The following is a 20,876-nucleotide window of genomic DNA, read 5'->3' as shown; positions in this document are numbered from 1 at the left end:
AAAAAATGAGTTTATTTTAGGTGTTAAGTTATTTTAAACGGGGGACCTTGCTTAAAAGCATTAAAAAAGTCGGCATTCTCCGGACTGCTCGTGAATATTTCGAGAATGCCGGGGCCGGCTTGCCAAAAATGAGGCAGTTGATTGGTTAATTCGGGTAAGTTGCGGCAGGGAAAATAAGCCATTTTAAAGTCTTTAGCCGTTTGCTCCGCATTAAGGGCTTGGTGGGTTTCGAAGAACTCGGCTAATTCGGGTTGTTGCCGCGGGCCATCTATCAGCCGGAAAATGCCGCCACCCTGGTTATTTAAAAGTACAATTCTTAAGTTTGGGGGTAAATAATTATGCCACAAACCATTGCGGTCGTAAAAGAAAGCTAAGTCGCCGGTAATAAGTATTGTTAAATTAGCCGAGCTAAGGGCCGAACCAACCGCCGTACTGGTGCAACCATCGATGCCGCTGGTACCCCGGTTGGCAAAAACCACTACCTGCTGCTGGGGTTTCAGGCCAATAATATTGGCATACCGCACGGCCATGCTATTGGCTAAGTGCAAATTAACATTTTGCGGCAAATTATTGATTACCTGGAAGTAACCCGTAAATTCATTAAAAACTGGTTGGTGCAGGAATTCCTTTAAATATACATTTGCCTGCTTTTCCTGTTGTTGCCAAATGTGCCGATAATTTCTGATTGCCCGGTAATGCGTACCACGTAAGGCGCTAAAGAAACTTAAGGGAGTAGTTCTTATTATTTGGGTAAGCGATTGAAAAGGATCGGCTACGGTACCGGCGGGTTGCAGGTGCCAATGCGCCTGGGGCGGATAAGCTCTTAAAAATAATTTTAAGTTTTTAGAAATATTAGATAAGCCGAAGGTAATGAGTAAATCGGGCTGGAGATCTTGCGCAGCCGGCGTATTTTTACCCGCTAAGTAAATATCCTGGTAGCGGCAAACGCCCGGTATTTCGTGCAGGTTAGCGATAACATCGGCTACAATTACCGCGCCGGTGTTGCGGGCAAAAGCTTGTAGTGCCTGCACCAATTCTTCCTCATACGGGCCCTGACCCGCTAATACTAATATTTTCTGATAACCAGCGCTGGCAAATTTTAATAAGTTAATTTGAGAAGAAGATAACTCGTAGGCGTTTGGCAACTCCCGGATAACTTTTACATTTTTTTCAAAATGTATCGGCTCATCTGGTTTCGGGTAAAAAGGCTCGCGTAGCGGCACGTTTATATGCACAGGGCCCGGCGGGTAAGCCTCGGTTTCCAATAAAGCTTCAGAAAGCATTCTCTGGCCGTACCAGATAGCATCCGCATATTCGCCTTCCGAAGGAAAAGAAAAACTCTTTTTAATATGGCGGCCGTAAATATTTTCCTGCCGGATAGTTTGCCCATCCAGTTGGTCAATCCACTCAGCTGGGCGGTCGGCGGTAATCACGAGTAAAGGTACTTGCTGGTAAAAAGCTTCGGCTACAGCAGGGGCGTAGTTTAAAGCAGCGGTACCGGAGGTGCAAACCAAAACTACCGGGCGGCGAGTTGTAAGCGCTATGCCTAAGCCAATAAAAGCGGCGGCGCGCTCGTCCGATATTGTTCTTACCTGAATTTTAGGGTGCCGAGCAAAAGCCAGCGTTAAAGGCGCGCACCGCGACCCCGGCGAAAGTACTACCTGCTGTACACCCCATTGGGCGCAAATTTCCGCAATATTAAAAACCGCCTGTAAATTCATTTTGTTTTCTTTACCATTATGCCCCGTATGGTTTCCATTTTAAGTTTGGTTTCCTGCCACTCTTTTTCGGGTTCCGATTCGGCGGTAATGCCAGCACCCGCATATAATAAAGCCAAATCTTCGAAGAGCTGCAAACAGCGCAGGTTTACAAAAATATGCGACTCGCCATCTACCTGCACTGGTCCCAGAAAGCCGCTGTAGTAGGAGCGGTCGTAGCCTTCGTGCTGGTAAATAAAATTAGTAGCCGGTTCTTTGGGCATGCCGCATACCGCCGAAGTGGGGTGCAGCAACATGAGCATATCGGAGCCTAACTTCGGAAATGGTACCTGGTTCATATCTACCGTAAAATCGGTGCGCAGGTGCATTAAATTGCCGGCTACCACGGTACGGGGACCGGCCTCGACGTATTCGCGCAAACGGATGCTTTTAAAACAATTTAAAATATAACGTTCCACCATCGATTGCTCTTCTATTTCTTTCTGGCCCCAGCGGGCTTTAGCCGGATTGGTTTCGGGTGGTAACGGTTGGGTACCCGCCAGCGCTACGGTTTTAAAAACTTTTTTATTATTTATTTGCACCAATATTTCGGGCGAGGCGCCCATCCAGGTACCCACTTCCGGAATAGACACCAGCGACACGAAAGCGTTTTTATATTTATCCTGTAGCTGGCAAAAACCCTGTAACACGTTAAAGTCGGTTTCTAAGGGGTATGCTTTGGCCCGCGACAGCACTACTTTCTCGAATATTCCTGCTTCTATGGCCTGAATAGCTTTTGTTACCACCGCCATAAAATCCGTTTTGTTGGTTTCGGCGGGTAAGGCATGGCGGTTTACGTGCCAGGTAGTGGCCGGCCGGGTATTTTTTATTTTCAGAAAATAATCCTGCAAGCGTTTTACCAGCGCCACATATTCGGGATTTTCGTTTAGCTTAAAATTAAATTTAAGTTTAGAAGATAAGCTGCTGAAAGTAATATCGGCATTAATAAAAGCGGCCGGATTGGTATGGGTAACCTGGAAAGGGTAAAAGGCAAAACCCGAAAGGCCGCCCTCCAATTGAGGCACCGTGGCCAGCGTTTGCACCCCGCGCAACGAAACACATAATTTTATTTCGGCAGTATCGGGCAAGCGCCAAACCGCTACGGGCAAGTTAAACCGCACTGCCGTGGCAAATAAAGCTTCTAATGTATACTTATAATCTCCTTCTAAGGTCACTTAAAATCTGCTGCAATATTATTTTGTGGCTAACCTGGTTACCGGCAATATTTTAGTAATGGTACTTATTTATTTGCCCGGTCCAGTACCGCAACCGTTAACCGGCTAATACAAACCAGGTCGCCGGCATCGTTGGTTATTTTTATTTCCCAAACCTGGGTTTTACGGCCTAGGTGCAGGGCAGTTGCGCGACCATGCACAAAACCGTTGCGCACGGCTTTAACGTGGTTGGCATTAATTTCCAGACCCACACAATTTTGCTTTTGGGTATCTATTAACAAAGAAGCGCCAATGCTGCCCAGCGTTTCGGCGAGCGCTACCGAGGCGCCGCCGTGTAAAATACCAAAAGGCTGGTGGGTGCGGCGATCAACGGGCATTTTACCGCACAAAAAATCAGGACCAACTTCGGTAATTTCTATACCTAATGCTTCGGCCAATGTGTTTTTACACAGCGCATTTAACTGTTGCAGCTTATCTGACTCGGGAGACATAACAGAAATGTTTAGGCTGAATATTTAAGGTTCAATACAACCTGCTTTTCGGGGTAAAAGCAAACTTAAAACCAGAAAATAACTTCTATTGCTTAAATTCGTAGCCGAAAACAAAAGTAGAGCAATTTTGAGTACTAAAAAAATATACCTGCTCCGGCACGGCCAAACCGATTATAACTTACAGGGTATTATTCAGGGCAGTGGCGTAGATTCGTCGCTAAATAATACCGGGCAGTGGCAGGCGCAGCGTTTTTACGAAGCTTACCACGATGTTCCGTTCGATAAAATATACACCTCGGCCTTACAGCGGAGCATTCAATCGGTACAAAAGTTTATAGACAAAGGCATACCGCACGAAAAACACCCGGAGCTAAACGAAATTTGCTGGGGCAACCGCGAAGGCACATACGTATCGCCCGAAACCGACCATTCTTACTTTGCTGTTTTGCAGAAGTGGCAGGAAGGCGAATGCCATTTAAGCATTGAAGGCGGCGAAAGCCCCGAAGACGTAGCTGCCCGGCAACGCATCTTTCTGGATCTTTTATTATCCAGGCCCGAAGAAGAAACCGTATTAATTTGTATGCACGGCCGCGCCATGCGCATATTTTTGTGCGTAATGCTGAATTACCCGCTGCATTGTATGGATATTTTTGAGCACCATAACCTCTGCCTGTACATATTGCACCATACCGGCAGCATGTTTTCGGTGCACCGCCACATGGATATTGCCCACCTGGGAGAATGATTCAGAAGATTTTTGTTAAAAGAAATAATGCAAATATTTAAACAACAGGTTCAAGCAACCCATTCCTGTCATTCAGGAGGAAACTATTTAGTAGGCAACCAAATAATTTCCTCCTGAATGACAGGGGTGGGCTCCTTAGACTAATTTAAATTATTTAAAAGAAAATCTTGTATTAGAGCAGTTAGTTAATTCGGCTAAGTTGCTAGAATAAAGAATAACTTTAATTTTAGCTGCGAACCTCTGCAATAACAAAATTTATTGGTGCCTGAATAGTAGCTTTACAAACTACTTAATACCCGAAACCGGATGTGCCGTAAGAACAGATATAGGTGGTTCATCCTGTTTTTAAATTCATATATTGCATCTTAAATCTTTTTGGTATTTGATATTTCAATATTTTAAATCAATTTTGAGCCTCAAACGAACTATTTATGGCTGAAATCATAAAAATGCCCAAGATGAGTGACACCATGACTGAGGGTGTAATTGCGTCTTGGCTTAAGAAGGTAGGAGATACCGTAAAATCCGGTGACGTCTTAGCAGAAGTAGAAACCGATAAAGCTACCATGGAGCTGGAATCGTACGAAGATGGCACCCTGTTATATATTGGTCCCAAAGAAAAAGAATCGGTTCCGGTAGATGGCGTACTAGCCATTATTGGTAAAGAAGGGGAAGATATTTCTGGCTTGCTGGACCAGGCACAAGGGGGCGGCGCTGCTGCGCCTGCCGAACAACCTGCTCCTGCGGCTGAACCGGCGAAAGCCATGAGCCAGGAGGCACCAGCGGCTGCTCCGGCACCGCAAGCAACCCAGGCCCCGGCGGCCAATGTAAACGCTACGGTAATCCGGATGCCTAAAATGAGCGACACCATGACCGAAGGAACCATTGCGTCGTGGCAGAAAAAAGTAGGCGATAAAGTGAAATCCGGTGACATTTTAGCAGAAGTGGAAACTGATAAAGCTACCATGGAGCTGGAGTCGTACGAAGATGGCACCTTGTTATATATTGGGGTAGAAGCCGGTAATGCAGTGGAAGTAGATGGCATATTGGCTATTATTGGCGAAGCTGGTGCTGATTATCAGCAGTTGCTGAACGGTAATACAGGTGGTGCCCAACCTGCCGACCGCCAGGAATCCGAAATTGCTGATTCACGCGTCGAAAATTCAAAAACCGATACGCAGTTACAGGAACAAGCCGCACCCGCCGAAACAAAAGATGTACAAGTACCCGGCCCCAACGGACAAGGACAACAACAAGCTGCCCCTGCATCGGCCAATACCGGTGGCCGCATTCTGGCTTCGCCGCTGGCCAAAAAAATGGCCGAAGAAAAAGGCATTGATTTAAGCCAGGTAAAAGGTTCCGGCGATAATGGCCGCATTGTGGTAAAAGATGTAGAGAGCTTCGTGCCGGCCGCTAAACCTGCTGCTGCTCCTGCTCAAGCTGCACCTACGCCGGCCGCTGCTCCGGCGCCAACCGGTGCGCCATACTCCGAAGTGCCGGTATCGCAAATGCGCAAAGTTATTGCCAAGCGTTTATCCGAAAGCTTATTTACCGCGCCGCACTTCTACCTGACCATGGAAATTGACATGGATAAGGCCATTGAAGCCCGCAACAGCCTGAACGAAGTAAGCCCGGTTAAAATATCGTTTAACGACTTAGTTGTAAAAGCTGCTGCTGCCGCTCTGAAACAACATCCGGCCGTAAACTCTTCTTGGTTAGGCGATAAAATACGCTATAACAATGTCATAAATATTGGTATAGCCGTAGCCGTAGAAGAAGGCTTATTAGTACCGGTAGTACGCAACGCCGACCAGAAAACTTTATCGCAGATTGCTGCCGAGGTAAAAGATTTGGGTGGCAAAGCCAAAACCAAAAAATTACAGCCATCCGATTGGGAAGGTAATACCTTTACTATCTCGAACCTGGGTATGTTTGGCATCGATGAATTTACCGCCATTATTAACCCGCCGGATGCTTGTATTATGGCCGTGGGTGGTATTAAACAAACGCCGGTGGTAAAGAACGGTCAAATTCAGATTGGCAACCTGATGAAAGTAACTTTAAGCTGTGACCACCGCGTGGTAGACGGTGCCGTTGGTTCTGCCTTCCTGCAAACCTTTAAGAAGTTACTCGAAGATCCAATTCGGATTTTAGTTTAATTTTTTTCAAAATTAACATAATAAAAAGGCCTTCTGTAAAAGAGGGCCTTTTTTATTGGTGGTGGCGGCACTTAGTATTTTCTCCCGTTTAGAATCAAAAGAAGTTACGCAAAGATCGCGTTTAGGTGAGTAACCTGTTAATATTTTACTAGTAGCTTTTATTTGTGCCTAAAAGAAACTGCAACTAAGAGTGAAATACTCTTTCTTAATCTTTATACTTATCCTTAATATATACTATATTAGTTAATCCAGTTCCGATTGTTAGTTGAATTTGGCCGGACAAAAGGAATAAGCTTCATATGTAATAATTGTGTACAATAATGTATCTCCATTTTTATGGACAAAACCAACATTGAAAATACCTTCTTTGTAAACAAAATAGACGAGATTGAAATTTGCGAAGGAAAATTCTATCGACTCTCTGGAAGTTCATTAACTCGCCCAACTGACTTTACAAGAATAGAAAATGAAAAGCATAATTTAGACAGTTGTGAACACTGCAAAAAATATTACCAAATAGTATTAAGGTCTTTCGAAAAAAGATTTGAAAGATTTCCTTATTGTTGCAATCCTTATAAAAAGCTGCTAAAATATAGCTGGTTTAACAAAAATGATTACTTAAGTGCTCCTAAATTAGCAACTGAAAAGATTTTCCATACTTGGAACTTTATACTAAAATATATAGATGAACCAAACTGGGAAGAAGAAATTATTGACTATATATACTACATTGTTTATACATTTGGAAGCTTTCCTAATGATTCAGGTGAAGCGTTATTTCTAGGTTCATATTTTAAAAATTTAAGAAATTTGATTGAGAGGGGACTTAGAGAAAAGAAATACGATAAAAAGAAACGTATCATTCTAGAATATTTTGACAGCTTCTATTTGGATAAAAAGAGCAAATCAAACACAGATTTGAATATACTATTAGAGATTTATAACCGATAGTATAAAACGTTTCCCTTCGACTTAAGCATATTTTCCAATTTAAAAAGTAGGTTTTCACAAAGTATACCAATTTTTGAAAAAACTCATTACAATAAATATCTTGGAGTAGAAACTTCAACTCCTAAAACAAAGCATAGTCTAATAAAGTTACTTGAAGATATTACTGATAAAATTGTAACAGAAATTAATTCTTTAAAGCTTTATGAACAAGGGAAATTAAATGACTTTGAAAACTATAAATTAGAACTACTGATACAAAAGCGGAAGTTACAATTAAAGGAAGGTTACAAGAGCTATAATACGCAAGACCCTGATGTTAGATACAGAAGGATTTTAAAAGCCTGGTTATCTGACGAATTAGAATTTATAAAAGAAATATCTTCAACCATAAAAGTTATTGATAATAAGAAAGATAACTTGTTCTTAGATATACTTTTTGCTTGCTACAAAATGCAAGAAAACAAAATTTTTTGGACCACAGATGAAAATAGTAGAACGAAACAAATCTTGGACCTTTTAGAACTCAACTATAACACAAAAGACCAATCACAATATGGTATTTCAAATATGGGTAAAAAACCAGGTTCAGTTGATGGTGTAGTTGTTGACAAGAATAGGGTTGAATATTTTATTGAAGCTTTGAATTTACAAAACTTAAATAAAGAATATATTCAAATGCATATAAATAAACTTGAAAGTAAATATGATAGTAAAGGGCTGAAGAACAAATTTTTAATTGTATACTGTAATATTGCAGACAGCTCCTTTGAAGCATTTTTTGAGAAATTTTACAATTATGTTAACAGTGAAGTGCAATTCGATTATTCCAAGCTAAGCATTGAAAAAATAAATTCTGATTATACAAATCAAAGAATTATAAAAACAGTGCATTTACGTGAATCCATTGAAGTGAATTTATACCATATTTTATTAAAAATTCCAAAATAATTAAAGTACGGCAGGGTATTACTTAAATCAGGCTAACATCTGAGTGCATTTTACATTGAATTAGCTGTAATCCATGAGTTAACTTTAGTTCTGCTATTTCCTGTTCTTCAGCAATAACTTGCTATTATACAAAGTTTTCTAAATAAATATGGTTCTTTAATTTCTGAAGATAAGCCTTATTAGATCTTTTAAACCCGAACTTACTAACGCCAAATATTAATTTCCTAAAGCAAATAATACCATTTATCATCGAAAGTTTTAAAGCCAATCAGGCCAATATTTTTGGCGTACAAAACATCAGCAAAAAATAAATTACCAGTTCTCCGTTCGCCGTAAACATGCAGCACCTGCTGGTAAGTTTTCCCATCCATTTGTACTTCCAGTAAATATTTATCCCGGAAATCATCTGAAATAAACAGTTCAGAAACGGTATTGAATTTAATATTTAAGTTTGTGCCTTGGTTTACCGGGTTGTAAACTTTAATACCCACTACTACTTCGTGGCTGACCGATATTATAGTTTGTACGGTGGAGTCTGAGGAGGAAGTTAATGTTGTTTGGATGGTTTGAATATTGTAGGTGCCGCAAGCTTTATCATTGCCCTTATTGTTGAATTCCTGGGTAGTGGCTAAAAAAATTAAGGTATCGCCGGTTTGGCTTTTAAATTTAATTTCTTGCTTAGCGTTATAAGGGAGCCAGGCCTTTATGGGTTGTTTTAATTTTAAATCGGCATCGTCGCAGCAAGAAAATAACAGAAAGCAGCAACCCCAAATAGCAGCCCGGACAAGAGTAAAGAAAATATTCAAAAGAAATAAAATTTAAAATACTGTATTTTTTAAGATAGCTTTGCGTTTCTTTTTTGACGAATAAGCGGCCACCAGCGAAAAATTAAACAAAGCTAAAGCAGCTTAAAGTTATCAAGAATATTTAATACGGTATTATAAGTAAAAAACTGATTCAGATATGTCACTACCCAAAGTAAGATCAACTACGGTATTAGGCGTTTTTCATAACGGCGAAGTAGCCCTGGGCGCCGATGGGCAAGCCAGCATGGGCAATACCATTGCCAAAAGTAATGTAAAAAAAATCCGGAAGTTACAGGATGGCAAAATTGTAACGGGCTTTGCCGGCTCTACCGCCGATGCTTTTACTTTACTTGAAAAGTTTGAAGAAAAATTAAATGCATACGGCCATAACATGAAGCGGGCTGCCATTGAACTGGCCAAAGATTGGCGCAAAGACCGTTACCTGCACAAACTGGAAGCCATGATGGTAGTAGCCAACAAAAACGAACTTTTAATTATTTCGGGAACCGGCGATGTGCTGGAGCCCGATATGGGCATAGCCGCTATTGGTTCGGGCAGCATGTACGCGCAGGCTGCGGCAACAGCGCTTAAAAAGCACGCCCCGCATTTATCCGCAGAAGAAATTGTGCGCGAGGGTTTAAACATTGCCGCCGATATTTGCGTTTTCACAAACCATAACCTGATTATAGAAAAGCCGGCTTAGCCTTAAATTTTTGTAATTATTTGAATTAAATCTCTTGCTTTTAGGTTTAGAAAAAGCTGGGAATAATATAATCCGGAAAGCTTAATTTAAGCCTAAAAGGTATAGTAAAGGTAAATAATCCCAATTGTTTAACTAATCAGGAATAAGTATTTCCTGGTGCAAATTGATAAATCGCTAAAAATAAAAAATGCAGGTAACTCAATTTTTAAAACATCACTTCCGTCATTTTAACGCGGCGGCTTTAATAGATGCCGCCGAAGGTTATAAAACCCATTTGGCAAACGGTAACAAAATGCTGGTTACCTTGGCTGGCGCTATGTCTACGGCCGAGATGGGTATTATTTTGGCTGAAATGATTCGGCAAGATAAAATTCATGCTATTAGCTGTACCGGGGCTAACCTGGAAGAAGATATTTTTAACCTGGTAGCGCACGATTTTTACGAACGCATTCCGCATTATAGGGATTTAACTGCCCAGGACGAAGAAGACCTGCTGAACCGGCACATGAACCGGGTAACCGATACGTGTATTCCCGAAATGGAAGCCATGCGCCGCCTGGAAAATACCGTGCTTAAATTCTGGGAAAAAGCCGACCAGGAAGGTAAAGCTTATTTTCCGCACGAGTTCTTTTACCAAATACTGCTTTCCGGCGATCTGGAGCAATATTACCAGATAGACCCGAAAAATAGCTGGATGCTGGAAGCGGCTAAAAAGAATTTGCCAATATTTGTTCCGGGCTGGGAAGATTCAACCTTGGGTAATATTTACGCCGGTCACGTTATTAGCGGTGATATTAAAAACGTGCACACCATGAAAACCGGTATCCAGTACATGATGGAACTGGCCGATTGGTATACCCAAACTGCTAAAGAAGAATCTACGATGGGCTTCTTCCAGATTGGTGGCGGTATTGCCGGTGACTTCCCAATTTGCGTGGTTCCGATGCTGCACCAGGATTTACAGCGTACCGGTGTGCCGTTGTGGGGATATTTTGCCCAGATTTCGGATTCTACTACCAGTTACGGTTCTTATTCCGGCGCGGTTCCTAACGAGAAAATTACCTGGGGTAAATTAGGTAAAGATACCCCTAAATATATCATTGAGTCGGATGCCACCATTGTAGCTCCGCTCATTTTTGCGATTGTGCTGGATATGTAAGAATATTTCTTTCTGATTTTACAGAAGTAAAATTTATAAAAAACCTCCTGGATTAAAGTTCAGGAGGTTTTTGTATTTTAAGCCAATATAAGAATCAGGAATTAACATCTTCAGGCAGCCAAAAGAAGTATTTTTTGCTTTGTAGGTGTGGTTGCGCAAAGAGCTAATCCTTTTTAAGCCACGCATTCCAATCCATCGCTACCTTATCCCAGCCAAAATCATCATAGTTTACCTGGCCATTTTTATGGAAGCCAAAGAAGTTATGTTCTCGCCCTACATAAGGCATGAAGGTGAAGTTCTTTATTTTATTACGAATTATTTCTACGCGCATGTAGTCGAAAAAGGGTGCAGCTATATCTTTTGTGCCATAAGCAACCATAACTGGTATTCGTAATTTCCGCAATGTATCTAGTGGAGGAAGAGAGTAGCTATAAATAGATTTGTAAGTGATTTCGTTCTTTATGTCATTATTTTTAGGCTCATTTACTACTTCTTCCCAAAACTTAATTTGATTTTCTGTTATTGTACCTACTGAGTCATCTTGCTGCCTTATTTGAGTGATAATGGTTGTCATTCTACCTAAGGGATTACTACTGGCAAAAATAAGATGGGTTACATCCTTGGAAACTGCCGCCAGTTTAGCTGCCACAACTGCTCCGTCCGAATGGCCAGCAACAACTACTTCATCATTGTTTACCCAGCTTTGCTTCTTTAAATACTTAATTACTGCCTTGTTTCTGTTGGCGTAGTAGTTCAAATTATCACGCTTCATGTACTGCTCAGGAAATTTACCGGCAGAATCGAGGTAAGCCATATCTGCTCGCAGTTCGCTCGCCTTACGTATAAGCGGCACACAGGGCTTGCTGATGATGGCAAGATGGTAGTCGTGTAGAAAGATTTCAGACTGAAATGGAAATACCATATAAGGTTTACCACTCTCCTGAAGTATAATAAGGGGTTTTGGAAGCCACCCTTGTATGAAGAGGAATAAAGGTTTTTTATGCTTTTCATCCCCTTTTTTTGAAAGCACCAGAATATTTACAGTATCTTGTTTGTAAATTGTTTGCAGGCGTCGATAGCCGAAGTCTTCCGGCCTTTCTGTCTGAGCGGCAATTTTATAAGAGATAAGCAATAACAGGAGTAAAAACTGAAAGGTTTTCCTCATTTTAAATATTTCAGTTCTTGCTCAACAAGCTGCGTTTTAAAATAATACACATCTTCTTTTAAAAATTTATTGTCGCATTTGGTCATAATAGCCAGGTTATCAATGCGGATGTTCCAGTTAAAGTTCTGCTCGTTTAGCCATTGCAATATTTCGGCTACAATTTCGGGGTTTGTGTCGGCGAGGGCCAGTGAAAAATGCGGAACCCAGCAATCGGGGTGGTAATATTTTGGAATCTGCAGGCTAAATGTAGAAATATCCTGGAACAAGCGGTAATGAAAAGAATTGGTTACCTGGTTCCGGACAACGGGAATGTGCAGCACCGGGTGTTCGCCGGTAAATATACCCAAACCGGTAGTCTGAATTGTAAATGGCGCAGCCAGGGCAGCAGTTTGCTGTAAACATTGCTGCAACAAGGCTTCATCGTTATCCTGAATTTCGGTTAAAAGCCAGGTAATATGCGGAAAAGGCGTCATCTGAACGCCCGTTAATCCAAAATGCTCATCAATCTGGTCAATCAGAGATTTAACCTTCTGGCTATGCTCTTCATCTAATAAGGAAACAACTGCTAACACCTGGGTTATATATATTAAAGATTATAGCCAAACTTCATCTACTAATTTTTTAAGCTATTACCTGATAATAACTTTTTTCTAAATTAACTGACTAAACGGTTCTACGGGCTTGTAAGAACTATCGGCAAAGCTGCTGCATCGGTTAATAAAGAAACAAAGATTTAACAGGCAGATTAAACAAAAATTAGCGACTTGAAATATACTTAAATTTTAACCTGATTACCCTGATAAGTTAAACAATTTTCGGAAAACAAAAGATATATTATTTACTTAATATTTAATATTCACAGCCATTCACCTGTTTTGAAATATAAAAGCTAATTATTTTGTTAGTTTTTAAAATATTACCTTTGCAGTTTAATACCCCAATATTACATGATCTCGATTAATAACCTGAGCTTTCATTTTGGCAGCCGCACCCTGTACGAGGATGCTAATTTGCATATAAAACCAAAAGATAAAATTGGCCTGATTGGGCTGAACGGTACCGGAAAATCTACTTTGCTGCGCGTGTTGGTAGGCGAGTACAAACCCGACAGCGGCTCCATCCAAATGAGCCGGGAAACCTCCCTAGGCTTCCTGAACCAGGATTTATTATCGTACGATACCCACGAAAGCATTTTAGCGGTAGCAATGCAGGCTTTTGCCGAGGCCCTGGAATTGCAGAAGAAAATAGAAGAGGTACTGGAGGAGTTCGAAACAAATTACCGCGACGAACTGGTAGATAAATTGGCCAAGTTGCAGGAGCAGTTTGAAGCCTTGGATGGTTATAATATTCAGAGTAAAGCCGAAGAAATATTAGAAGGGTTAGGTTTTTCGACAGAAGAATTGCAACGCCCGCTGAAAACTTTTTCGGGTGGGTGGCGCATGCGGGTAATGCTGGCCAAAATATTATTGCAAAAACCTTCGCTGCTGTTACTCGATGAGCCTACCAACCACCTGGACTTACCTTCGATTAAATGGCTGGAAACTTACCTGGAAAACTATGAAGGCGCGGTGGTAATTGTGTCGCACGACCGGGAGTTTCTGGACAAGACCACGAACATGACCGTGGAAGTAGCCCAGCAGAAATTAAATGTATATGCCGGTAATTACAGCTTTTATTTAGAAGAAAAAGAGCTGCGCAACGAAATACAAAAAGGCGCTTACGAAAACCAGCAAGCGCAAATCAGGCAAGCCGAACGCTTTATTGAGCGATTTAAAGCCAAAGCCAGCAAAGCCAAACAAGCGCAATCGCGGGTAAAAGCCCTGGACCGCTTAGAGCGCATCGAAGATGTAGCCTCGGATGCCCCGAAAGTAAATTTTAAGTTTCAGTTTAATACCCAGCCGGGCCGTCATATTTTACGCCTGGAACATATGAGCAAGCGCTACGGCGACAAACTTATTTTCCGGGACACGAACGTAAATATTGAGCGCGGCGATAAGATTGCTTTAATTGGCGCTAACGGTAAAGGTAAATCTACGCTGATGCGCTTAATTGCCGGCACCGAAGCCGTAGAAGGCAAACGCCAACTGGGCCATAACGTAATTATGGCGTTTTACGCGCAGCACCAGCTGGAATCGTTGAACGTAGAAAACGAAATATTGCAGGAACTAACCGAAGCCGGCAGCAAGCGCAACGAAATGGAATTACGGACCATTCTGGGTTCTTTCCTGTTTACCGGCGATGCCGTATTCAAAAAAATTAAAGTGTTATCTGGAGGTGAGAAATCGCGGGTAGCTTTGGCCAAAACACTTATATCCGAAGCTAATTTCTTGCTGCTCGATGAGCCCACTAACCACCTGGACATGCAATCGGTGAATATTCTGATTCAGGCGCTGGACCAATACGAAGGCACGTTTGTGGTTATTTCCCACGACCGTTATTTTGTAGAGAACGTGGCCAATAAAATTTGGTATATTGATGATTACCAGCTAAAGGAATATCCGGGCACTTACCATGAGTACGAATATTTTATGGAGCAGCGGGAAAAAGATGCCCGTAAAAACGGCTTAAAAGCAGAAAAGCCAGCACCTAAAGCAGTGGTGGAAGAAAAGCCAAAAGTAAATCAGAACGCCAATGGCAATCTGCAAAACGATTTAAAACGACTGAATACCCAGTTAAAACAAGTAGAGCAGGAAGTACAAAGCCTGGAGCAGGAACTGGCCGGTTACGAAAAGCAACTCGCCGACCCGAAAGTTTACAGCAATGTTTCGTCCTTAAAAGACACTACTTTAAAGTTCGAATCGGTGAAAAAAGCTTTGGATGAAAAAAACAGCCAATGGGAATCGGTAATGGAATCGATTGATAACCTGGAAACAAAAATTAAATCCTTTTAAAATAATTAAAATTTGGGAGCCGGCACCTTAAAAGCACTTTGTATTATTTCGGTTTTACTATTAGCCTTTATCTGGTATAGCTGTGTTCCCATTTCGCAACAAACCACGGGCACAGGAACAACAGAAAGTAACAGCTCCGAATATTACGCCGAATCGCAGCTGCGTTTTGAGGATTTCGTGTACGACCCCAATATAAAAACCGTGCAGTGCTATGTGCGCAGCGGCCACCCCGAAGAAGTGCTGACCCCGCCGGTAACGCCGCTAACGCAAGAGCAACCCATTGTGCTGGAATTCGACCAACTGAATAGCCCACAACAGCGCTTTTTGGTAAAATTTATTTATTGCAACGCCGACTGGACCGAAGCCCGAATTACCCAGGCGCAGTTTATGCAGGATTTTAATGAATTCTACATAACCGATATTTCACCGTCTTTTAACACCAAAGTTAAGTTTTTTCACTACCGGTTTGTGGTGCCACGGGTAAAGCTCAGCGGCAATTATTTAATGGTTGTTACTGACCAAAGCGGACGCAATATTTTATCGCGGCGCTTGTTGGTTTACGAGCAGCGGGTAGGAGTAGGAGCAAGGCAGGTTTTGCCGGCGGGTGCCCAGGAACGCCAAACGTATCAGCAGATAGATTTTGAGATTCGCTACCACCAATATCCGTTGGTAAATCCGAGCCAGGAAGTTAAAGTTACGTTGCGGCAGAATAGCCGCTGGCAAAATGCAAAACTCAACCTGAAGCCCTTGTTCGTCCGCGATACCGAACGCAAGCTGGAGTTTACTTATTTTAACCTGGAAAACAGCTTTCCGGGTTTAAACGAATATCGCTTTTTCGATACCCGCAGCATGCGCTCTTTGGGCGCAAACATCGCCACGGCCAACCGCGAAGCCACACCCGAAGAAATATTGCTGCAACCAGATAAGAGCCGAGGTAGCGAAGCTTTCAGTTCGCAAGTAGATATAAACGGTAAATATATTATTGGAAACCGGGAATACGGCAGCGGCGCTGTTAATGGCGATTATAATGTAGTAACCTTTAACCTGGCTGCACCCAAGCCGGCACCCGGCAATGTTTATGTTTTTGGCGCGATAACTGACTGGCAGCTTAAGAAAGATTTTCAGTTGCAATACGATGCCGCTAACCAGCGCTATACTGGTCGGGCATTGTTAAAGCAAGGCTATTACAACTACAGCTACGCCGTGCAAACAGCGAATATTCCCGACGAAACTTACTACGAAGGCAGTTTTAACACAACCGAAAACGAATACGATATTATTGTTTATTACCGGCCGCCGGGTGCCCGCACCGATTTAATTATTGGCTACCAGCCGCTAAACTATAACCCGCGCCGGTAAGTTGGTAAAGCTTAAACAAAAAGAGCGCTGAATATTCAGCGCTCTTTTTTTATGGTTGTTGGTTTTAATTAAACGTTAAACCGGAAGTGCATAATATCACCGTCTTGTACCACGTATTCTTTACCTTCTACGCCTAGTTTACCGGCTTCTTTTATTTTGGCTTCGGTTTTAAATTCCTGGTAGTCGGGTAACTTAATAACCTCGGCCCGGATAAAGCCTTTCTCAAAATCGGAGTGAATAACGCCGGCGGCTTGCGGCGCTTTCCAGCCTTTTTGTATCGTCCAGGCGCGTACTTCTTTCACGCCGGCGGTAAAGTAAGTTATCAGGTTAAGTAACGCATAAGAGGCCTTTATTAATTGGTTCAGCCCAGATTCTTTTAAGCCGTATTCGGCTAAAAACATTTCTTTTTCTTCCGGGTCTTCCATTTCGGCAATCTGAGACTCAATGGCCGCTGATATAATTACAACCTGGGCGCTTTCGTCTTTTACGTGTGCCTTTAAAGCATCAACAAATTTATTGCCGGTATTAATAGCGCCTTCGTCTACGTTTGCCACGTAAATTACCGGCTTTAAAGTTAGCAACTGTAAATCGGCTACGGCTTCCAAATCTTCTTCGGAGGCTTGCAACGAGCGCGCGTTTTTACCACTTTCCAAGTGATCTTTAAAAGCTTGTAAAGCGGCAAATTCTTTTTTTGCTTTGGCATCGCCCGACTTAGCGGTTCGCTCTACTTTGGCAATTTTTTTATCAATAGATTCCAGGTCTTTTAGCTGTAGTTCGGTATCAATAACTTCCTTATCGAAAACCGGATCTACGCCACCCGCCACGTGCACAATATTGGGGTCTTCGAAGCAGCGCACTACGTGTATAACCGCGTCTACTTCCCGGATATTAGCCAAAAATTTATTGCCTAAACCTTCGCCTTTGCTGGCGCCTTTTACCAGGCCGGCAATATCTACAAATTCTATAATGGTGGGCAGCACCCGTTCCGGATGCACCAGTTCTTCTAATATTTGCAGGCGTTCATCGGGCACGGTTACCACACCCACGTTTGGTTCAATGGTACAAAAAGGGTAGTTAGCCGATTCGGCTTTGGCACTGGAAATGGCGTTAAATAATGTTGATTTGCCTACATTTGGCAGGCCAACAATTCCGCAGCGTAGTCCCATGAAAATAGCTTAAGTTTATTTGTTTTATGAAATCGGGGGCAAATATACTTACAATTTTGCTGGGATGCTTGCTAACCTGAAAATCTGTAAAGAAAGTAATGGGTAATAAGTAATTCCTGAACAGGAATGAGGAATAAATTTGTTGAATTTTAAGCTAAAAAACAAGGCAATTTGCTCATAAGAGCAATAAGTAACGAACTAACGTAGTTCTGACTAAAAACAAAAAAAGCCCATGTATTACATGAGCTGAAACACTTTTACAAAATAGTTGGTTAACCTATTCCCACTTCAGTTCGTCGTCGAGGGTGGCAGGTTCCTGCGATTGTTTTTCCAGTTCTGCCAGCACATCTTCGGTTAGAAGCTCGGATTTTACGTGGTCGATGGTACTTTGGAGCGCCTCAACAAACTTAGCGAAATCTTCTTTGTAAAGGAAAATTTTATGTTTCTCGTATGAGTAGGTTTCATCCTTAAATTTTCTTTTACTTTCTGTGATCGTCAGGTAGTAATCGTTTGAGCGAGTTGACTTCACATCAAAAAAATACGTCCTTTTCCCAGCTCTTATTCGTTGTGAATAAATCTCAGCTTTTTCGTTGTTCTCTTCCACTTTTTATATAGGTTACTTATACGGATTGTAAGGCTAAAGTAATTGTTTTGGATGATTTATAAAAATTTTTGTATTTAATTTTTCGTTAAGCTCGTATGCCTACTCTGTTAAACAAAATCAATTGCTTTTAAAGCATTTTGAACGGGTTTATAAATATTCAACAAATATAATATTTAACTTTTATTCTGAAACCAATCCGCGGTATTTTGTTCGTTAGCGTTTAAATTCCGGTAAGTTTTATAAATTTAAAATTCCTAAAATAAATACCCAAACAAGCCTTAGTATGAAAAACACCATAATTGATCTGGCCGCCGTACGCAAATTCGAGAACATGGAATTTCTGGCAAAACAACTGGTGGAGGGTTTCATTACGGGGTTACACCAATCGCCTTATCATGGCTTTTCCGTGGAATTTTCGGAACACCGGTTATACAACAGCGGCGAAAGTACCCGCCACATCGACTGGAAAGTATTTGCCCGCACCGATAAATTATTTGTAAAACGTTACGAAGAAGAAACCAATTTGCGCTGTCATTTGCTTCTGGATGTTTCGCCTTCTATGTTTTACCCGGTAGAAACGTACGGCAAGGTTACCTTTAGCGCTTTGTGTGCCGCAGCTATAGCTAATATGTTGCAACGGCAACGCGATGCGGTGGGCTTGGTTACTTTTTCAGATAAAGTAGAGGTGCAAACGCCGGTGCGGTCTACCACGTCGCATGTGCATACGTTAATGCTGCAGTTGCAAAAATTAATTTCTAATCCTGCTCCGGGCAAAAATACCGATGTGGCCGGCGTGATTCACCAGATAGCCCAGCAAATTCAGAAACGGTCGTTGGTAATTATTTTAAGCGATATGCTGAGCCGCAACGAAGATGCTTCGGCTTTACTGGCCGCGCTCCAACACCTGAAACACCGCAACCACGAGGTATTGCTTTTTCATGTTACTGATAAAAGCACCGAAGAAGAATTCAATTTTCCGGATAGGCCGTACGTGTTTGTAGATATAGAAACCGGCGAAGAAATAAAACTGCAGCCCTCGCAGGTACGCACCCAATATTTGCAAGCCATGAACCAGTTTAAACAAGAGCTGGCCTTAAAATGCGGGCAGTACAAAATTGATTTTATTCCGGTTGATATTCAGGAACCCTTTGAAAAAGTATTAATGAGCTACTTAATTAAGCGCACAAAAATAAGGTAAGCTTACCTAAATATTGGCCTTCTTTATACCCAAGTTAATTCATTAAGCAAAGTAATGCGCTGGGTATGTAATGGGTATATTTTGAAAAATTCCCACCCCCAGGAACCGCAAACAAAAAAATTTAAAAGCATAATCGGTCTTCGTTTTTGTTGGCAGCAAACTTAACAACACTTTGTTAGAGCTGCGCTTTAACTGCTTTTTAGGAAGCCTTCATTTCTTCGCGCAGGTAATAAATTCTAAATTAATTACGGGCTTGGTTAATTCTTTATATATAATTATAATTTATTAATGAATATTGCTTTTTGATAAATAATATTTAAATAAATAATTAAAAGTATAAATTATTTGCAACAATAAATTAATTTTGCCGAATAGATGCAAATAATTTTATATTATGGATACTAACAAAACACTAGATATAAAAAATTTAGCTTTTGCCTCGGAGGAAGCAGTTTTTCCTCAGCATTATTACCGGTATGCGGTTGCTGCCATATTTTTTATTCAGGGTTTAGCTTTTGCCAGTTGGGCTTCCCGTATTCCAACTATTCAGCAAACCTTGGGTTTATCTGATTCTGCATTAGGGGGCGTTTTATTAGCTTTACCAGTGGGGTTAATGGCTTCTTTACCGCTTTCGGGTTGGTTAATAGCTAAAACCGGCAGCCGCATTGTGGTAATGATTGCCGCCATGTTGTATAGTCTGGTATTGGTTACATTGGGTTTAGCCGAAACCACACCTGTTTTAATGGGTGGCTTGTTTTTGTTTGGATTTGCGGGTAACATGGTAAATATAGCCGTAAATACCCAAGCCGTAGGGGTAGAGGCACTCTACAAAAAATCAATAATGGCTTCTTTTCACGGGGTATGGAGTTTGGCCGGGTTTTTAGGAGCTGCTTTGGGTACGTTAATGATTGGCACGGGCATAGTACCTTATCAGCATTTTATAGTGATTTTAGTTATAGCCTGGGCTGTAATTGGATTCAGTTCTAAATATTTCCTGCGTGAAGACGCGAATAAGCAAGCCAACCAGCCCATTTTCGTAAAACCAGATAAATCTTTAGTTCACCTCGGTATTATTGCTTTCTGTTCCATGATTTGCGAAGGTGCTATGTTCGACTGGAGCGGGGTTTACTTTAAGAAAGTAGTGTTAGCCGAGAAAGCCTGGGTTGGTGCGGGTTATACCGCTTTTATGTGTACCATGGCTTTAAGCCGGTTTTTAGCCGATGGGCTTACGCACCGTTTCGGTCTTAAAAAGGTATTGCAAATGAGTGGCTTATTAACTGCTGCAGGTTTGGCAATTGCGGTTCTATTCCCGAATATGGTAATGGCTATTATTGGCTTCTTTTTGGTCGGGGCCGGCGTTTCGTCGGTGGTGCCATTGGTTTATAGTGCGGCCGGCAAATCTAAGGTGATGTCGCCGGGGGTAGCATTGGCGGCGGTTTCTACCATTGGGTTCTTAGGCTTTTTATTCGGCCCGCCGCTTATTGGGTTAGTTGCCGGAGCTACCAGCTTAAAGGTGTCTTTCTCGCTAATTGCAATTATGGGGCTTTCTATTGCGCTGGTTGCTACTAAAGCCAAAGTTTAAAGTTTATTAGAATAAAT

18 protein-coding genes are annotated in these 20,876 nt (G+C 41.7%); 10 read left to right on the top strand and 8 right to left on the bottom strand.

Translation table 11 applies throughout. The features are described from left to right. Nucleotides 1–23 precede the first annotated feature (23 nt). From menD to F0145_RS23260, 3 genes are all read right to left on the bottom strand, one after another. On the bottom strand, nt 24–1,721 hold the full coding sequence (gene menD / locus F0145_RS23270) for a 2-succinyl-5-enolpyruvyl-6-hydroxy-3-cyclohexene-1-carboxylic-acid synthase (RefSeq protein ID WP_150092540.1): 1,698 nt from the start codon (nt 1,719–1,721) through the stop codon (nt 24–26). Beyond that, a complete protein-coding gene (locus tag F0145_RS23265) occupies nt 1,718–2,932 on the bottom strand; it encodes a chorismate-binding protein (RefSeq protein ID WP_150092538.1) in 1,215 nt (404 codons plus the stop codon). Before F0145_RS23265 ends, menD begins: the two co-directional genes overlap by 4 nt. 65 nt (nt 2,933–2,997) lie before the next feature. Then, a complete protein-coding gene (locus F0145_RS23260; RefSeq protein ID WP_223816214.1) occupies nt 2,998–3,423 on the bottom strand; it encodes a hotdog fold thioesterase in 426 nt (141 codons plus the stop codon). Nucleotides 3,424–3,550: 127 nt separating this feature from the next. Between F0145_RS23260 and F0145_RS23255 the strand changes: the two genes are divergently transcribed. From F0145_RS23255 to F0145_RS23240, 4 genes are all read left to right on the top strand, one after another. Beyond that, nucleotides 3,551–4,168, top strand: coding sequence for a histidine phosphatase family protein (locus F0145_RS23255; RefSeq protein WP_150092534.1), 618 nt, complete (start codon nt 3,551–3,553; stop codon nt 4,166–4,168). A gap of 431 nt (nt 4,169–4,599) precedes the next feature. Further along, entirely contained in the window at nt 4,600–6,327 is a 1,728-nt protein-coding gene (locus tag F0145_RS23250) for a pyruvate dehydrogenase complex dihydrolipoamide acetyltransferase (protein ID WP_150092532.1), read from the top strand. A 336-nt stretch (nt 6,328–6,663) separates the two neighbouring features. Further along, entirely contained in the window at nt 6,664–7,278 is a 615-nt protein-coding gene (locus F0145_RS23245) for a hypothetical protein (RefSeq protein WP_150092530.1), read from the top strand. 450 nt (nt 7,279–7,728) lie between these two features. After that, complete coding sequence (locus F0145_RS23240) at nt 7,729–8,226, top strand: hypothetical protein (protein ID WP_150092528.1); 498 nt, start codon at nt 7,729–7,731, stop codon at nt 8,224–8,226. A 224-nt stretch (nt 8,227–8,450) separates the two neighbouring features. Here F0145_RS23240 and F0145_RS23235 read toward each other — a convergent pair whose 3' ends face one another. Further along, a complete protein-coding gene (locus F0145_RS23235; RefSeq protein WP_150092526.1) occupies nt 8,451–9,032 on the bottom strand; it encodes a hypothetical protein in 582 nt (193 codons plus the stop codon). Between the two features lie 157 nt (nt 9,033–9,189). Here F0145_RS23235 and hslV point away from each other — a divergent pair, with 157 nt between their 5' ends. Together hslV and F0145_RS23225 are read left to right on the top strand one after the other, a co-directional pair. After that, nucleotides 9,190–9,735: an ATP-dependent protease subunit HslV gene (gene hslV / locus F0145_RS23230; protein WP_150092524.1), complete on the top strand. Its 546-nt coding sequence runs from the start codon at nt 9,190–9,192 to the stop codon at nt 9,733–9,735. Nucleotides 9,736–9,922: 187 nt separating this feature from the next. Beyond that, a complete protein-coding gene (locus tag F0145_RS23225) occupies nt 9,923–10,894 on the top strand; it encodes a deoxyhypusine synthase family protein (protein WP_150092522.1) in 972 nt (323 codons plus the stop codon). Between the two features lie 163 nt (nt 10,895–11,057). Here F0145_RS23225 and F0145_RS23220 read toward each other — a convergent pair whose 3' ends face one another. Then, on the bottom strand, nt 11,058–12,059 hold the full coding sequence (locus F0145_RS23220; RefSeq protein WP_150092520.1) for an alpha/beta hydrolase: 1,002 nt from the start codon (nt 12,057–12,059) through the stop codon (nt 11,058–11,060). After that, entirely contained in the window at nt 12,056–12,631 is a 576-nt protein-coding gene (locus F0145_RS23215) for a 2'-5' RNA ligase family protein (RefSeq protein WP_150092518.1), read from the bottom strand. Before F0145_RS23215 ends, F0145_RS23220 begins: the two co-directional genes overlap by 4 nt. A gap of 375 nt (nt 12,632–13,006) precedes the next feature. On the opposite strand from F0145_RS23215, the gene abc-f reads away from it, so the two are divergent. Both abc-f and F0145_RS23205 read left to right on the top strand, forming a co-directional pair. After that, nucleotides 13,007–14,950 carry a ribosomal protection-like ABC-F family protein gene (abc-f, locus tag F0145_RS23210; protein ID WP_150092516.1) on the top strand — a complete coding sequence of 648 codons (1,944 nt, stop codon included), beginning with the start codon at nt 13,007–13,009 and terminating at the stop codon, nt 14,948–14,950. Between the two features lie 12 nt (nt 14,951–14,962). Continuing rightward, entirely contained in the window at nt 14,963–16,309 is a 1,347-nt protein-coding gene (locus F0145_RS23205) for a type IX secretion system plug protein (protein ID WP_150092514.1), read from the top strand. A gap of 68 nt (nt 16,310–16,377) precedes the next feature. Here the strand turns inward: F0145_RS23205 and ychF are convergent, their stop codons facing one another. Both ychF and F0145_RS23195 read right to left on the bottom strand, forming a co-directional pair. Then, nucleotides 16,378–17,475 (bottom strand): redox-regulated ATPase YchF, encoded by a 1,098-nt coding sequence (ychF, locus tag F0145_RS23200; protein WP_150092511.1) that lies wholly within the window; start codon nt 17,473–17,475, stop codon nt 16,378–16,380. Nucleotides 17,476–17,752: 277 nt separating this feature from the next. After that, complete coding sequence (locus F0145_RS23195; RefSeq protein ID WP_146897852.1) at nt 17,753–18,079, bottom strand: DUF3276 family protein; 327 nt, start codon at nt 18,077–18,079, stop codon at nt 17,753–17,755. Nucleotides 18,080–18,362: 283 nt separating this feature from the next. Here F0145_RS23195 and F0145_RS23190 point away from each other — a divergent pair, with 283 nt between their 5' ends. Together F0145_RS23190 and F0145_RS23185 are read left to right on the top strand one after the other, a co-directional pair. Beyond that, on the top strand, nt 18,363–19,277 hold the full coding sequence (locus F0145_RS23190) for a DUF58 domain-containing protein (protein WP_150092509.1): 915 nt from the start codon (nt 18,363–18,365) through the stop codon (nt 19,275–19,277). 394 nt (nt 19,278–19,671) lie between these two features. After that, the gene (locus F0145_RS23185; protein WP_150092507.1) at nt 19,672–20,859 is read left to right on the top strand and encodes an MFS transporter; all 1,188 of its coding nucleotides are present in this window, start codon (nt 19,672–19,674) and stop codon (nt 20,857–20,859) included. The last annotated feature ends 17 nt before the right edge of the window (nt 20,860–20,876 follow it).

Source organism: Adhaeribacter rhizoryzae, from assembly GCF_008629685.1.
GTDB classification, from domain to species: Bacteria; Bacteroidota; Bacteroidia; order Cytophagales; family Hymenobacteraceae; genus Adhaeribacter; species Adhaeribacter rhizoryzae.
The sequence above is the reverse complement of the archived record's forward strand: the minus strand, read 5'-3'. Positions and strand labels throughout refer to the sequence as shown.

Bases quoted from the DNA above. Each gene is read 5' to 3' on its own strand.
- ychF (WP_150092511.1), bottom strand. From the start codon at position 17,475: ATGGGACTACGCTGCGGAATTGTTGGCCTGCCAAATGTAGGCAAATCA.
- F0145_RS23220 (WP_150092520.1), bottom strand. From the start codon at position 12,059: ATGAGGAAAACCTTTCAGTTTTTACTCCTGTTATTGCTTATCTCTTAT.
- menD (WP_150092540.1), bottom strand. From the start codon at position 1,721: ATGAATTTACAGGCGGTTTTTAATATTGCGGAAATTTGCGCCCAATGG.
- F0145_RS23240 (WP_150092528.1), top strand. From the start codon at position 7,729: ATGCAAGAAAACAAAATTTTTTGGACCACAGATGAAAATAGTAGAACG.
- hslV (WP_150092524.1), top strand. From the start codon at position 9,190: ATGTCACTACCCAAAGTAAGATCAACTACGGTATTAGGCGTTTTTCAT.
- F0145_RS23260 (WP_223816214.1), bottom strand. From the start codon at position 3,423: ATGTCTCCCGAGTCAGATAAGCTGCAACAGTTAAATGCGCTGTGTAAA.
- abc-f (WP_150092516.1), top strand. From the start codon at position 13,007: ATGATCTCGATTAATAACCTGAGCTTTCATTTTGGCAGCCGCACCCTG.
- F0145_RS23245 (WP_150092530.1), top strand. From the start codon at position 6,664: ATGGACAAAACCAACATTGAAAATACCTTCTTTGTAAACAAAATAGAC.
- F0145_RS23225 (WP_150092522.1), top strand. From the start codon at position 9,923: ATGCAGGTAACTCAATTTTTAAAACATCACTTCCGTCATTTTAACGCG.
- F0145_RS23185 (WP_150092507.1), top strand. From the start codon at position 19,672: ATGGATACTAACAAAACACTAGATATAAAAAATTTAGCTTTTGCCTCG.
- F0145_RS23250 (WP_150092532.1), top strand. From the start codon at position 4,600: ATGGCTGAAATCATAAAAATGCCCAAGATGAGTGACACCATGACTGAG.
- F0145_RS23190 (WP_150092509.1), top strand. From the start codon at position 18,363: ATGAAAAACACCATAATTGATCTGGCCGCCGTACGCAAATTCGAGAAC.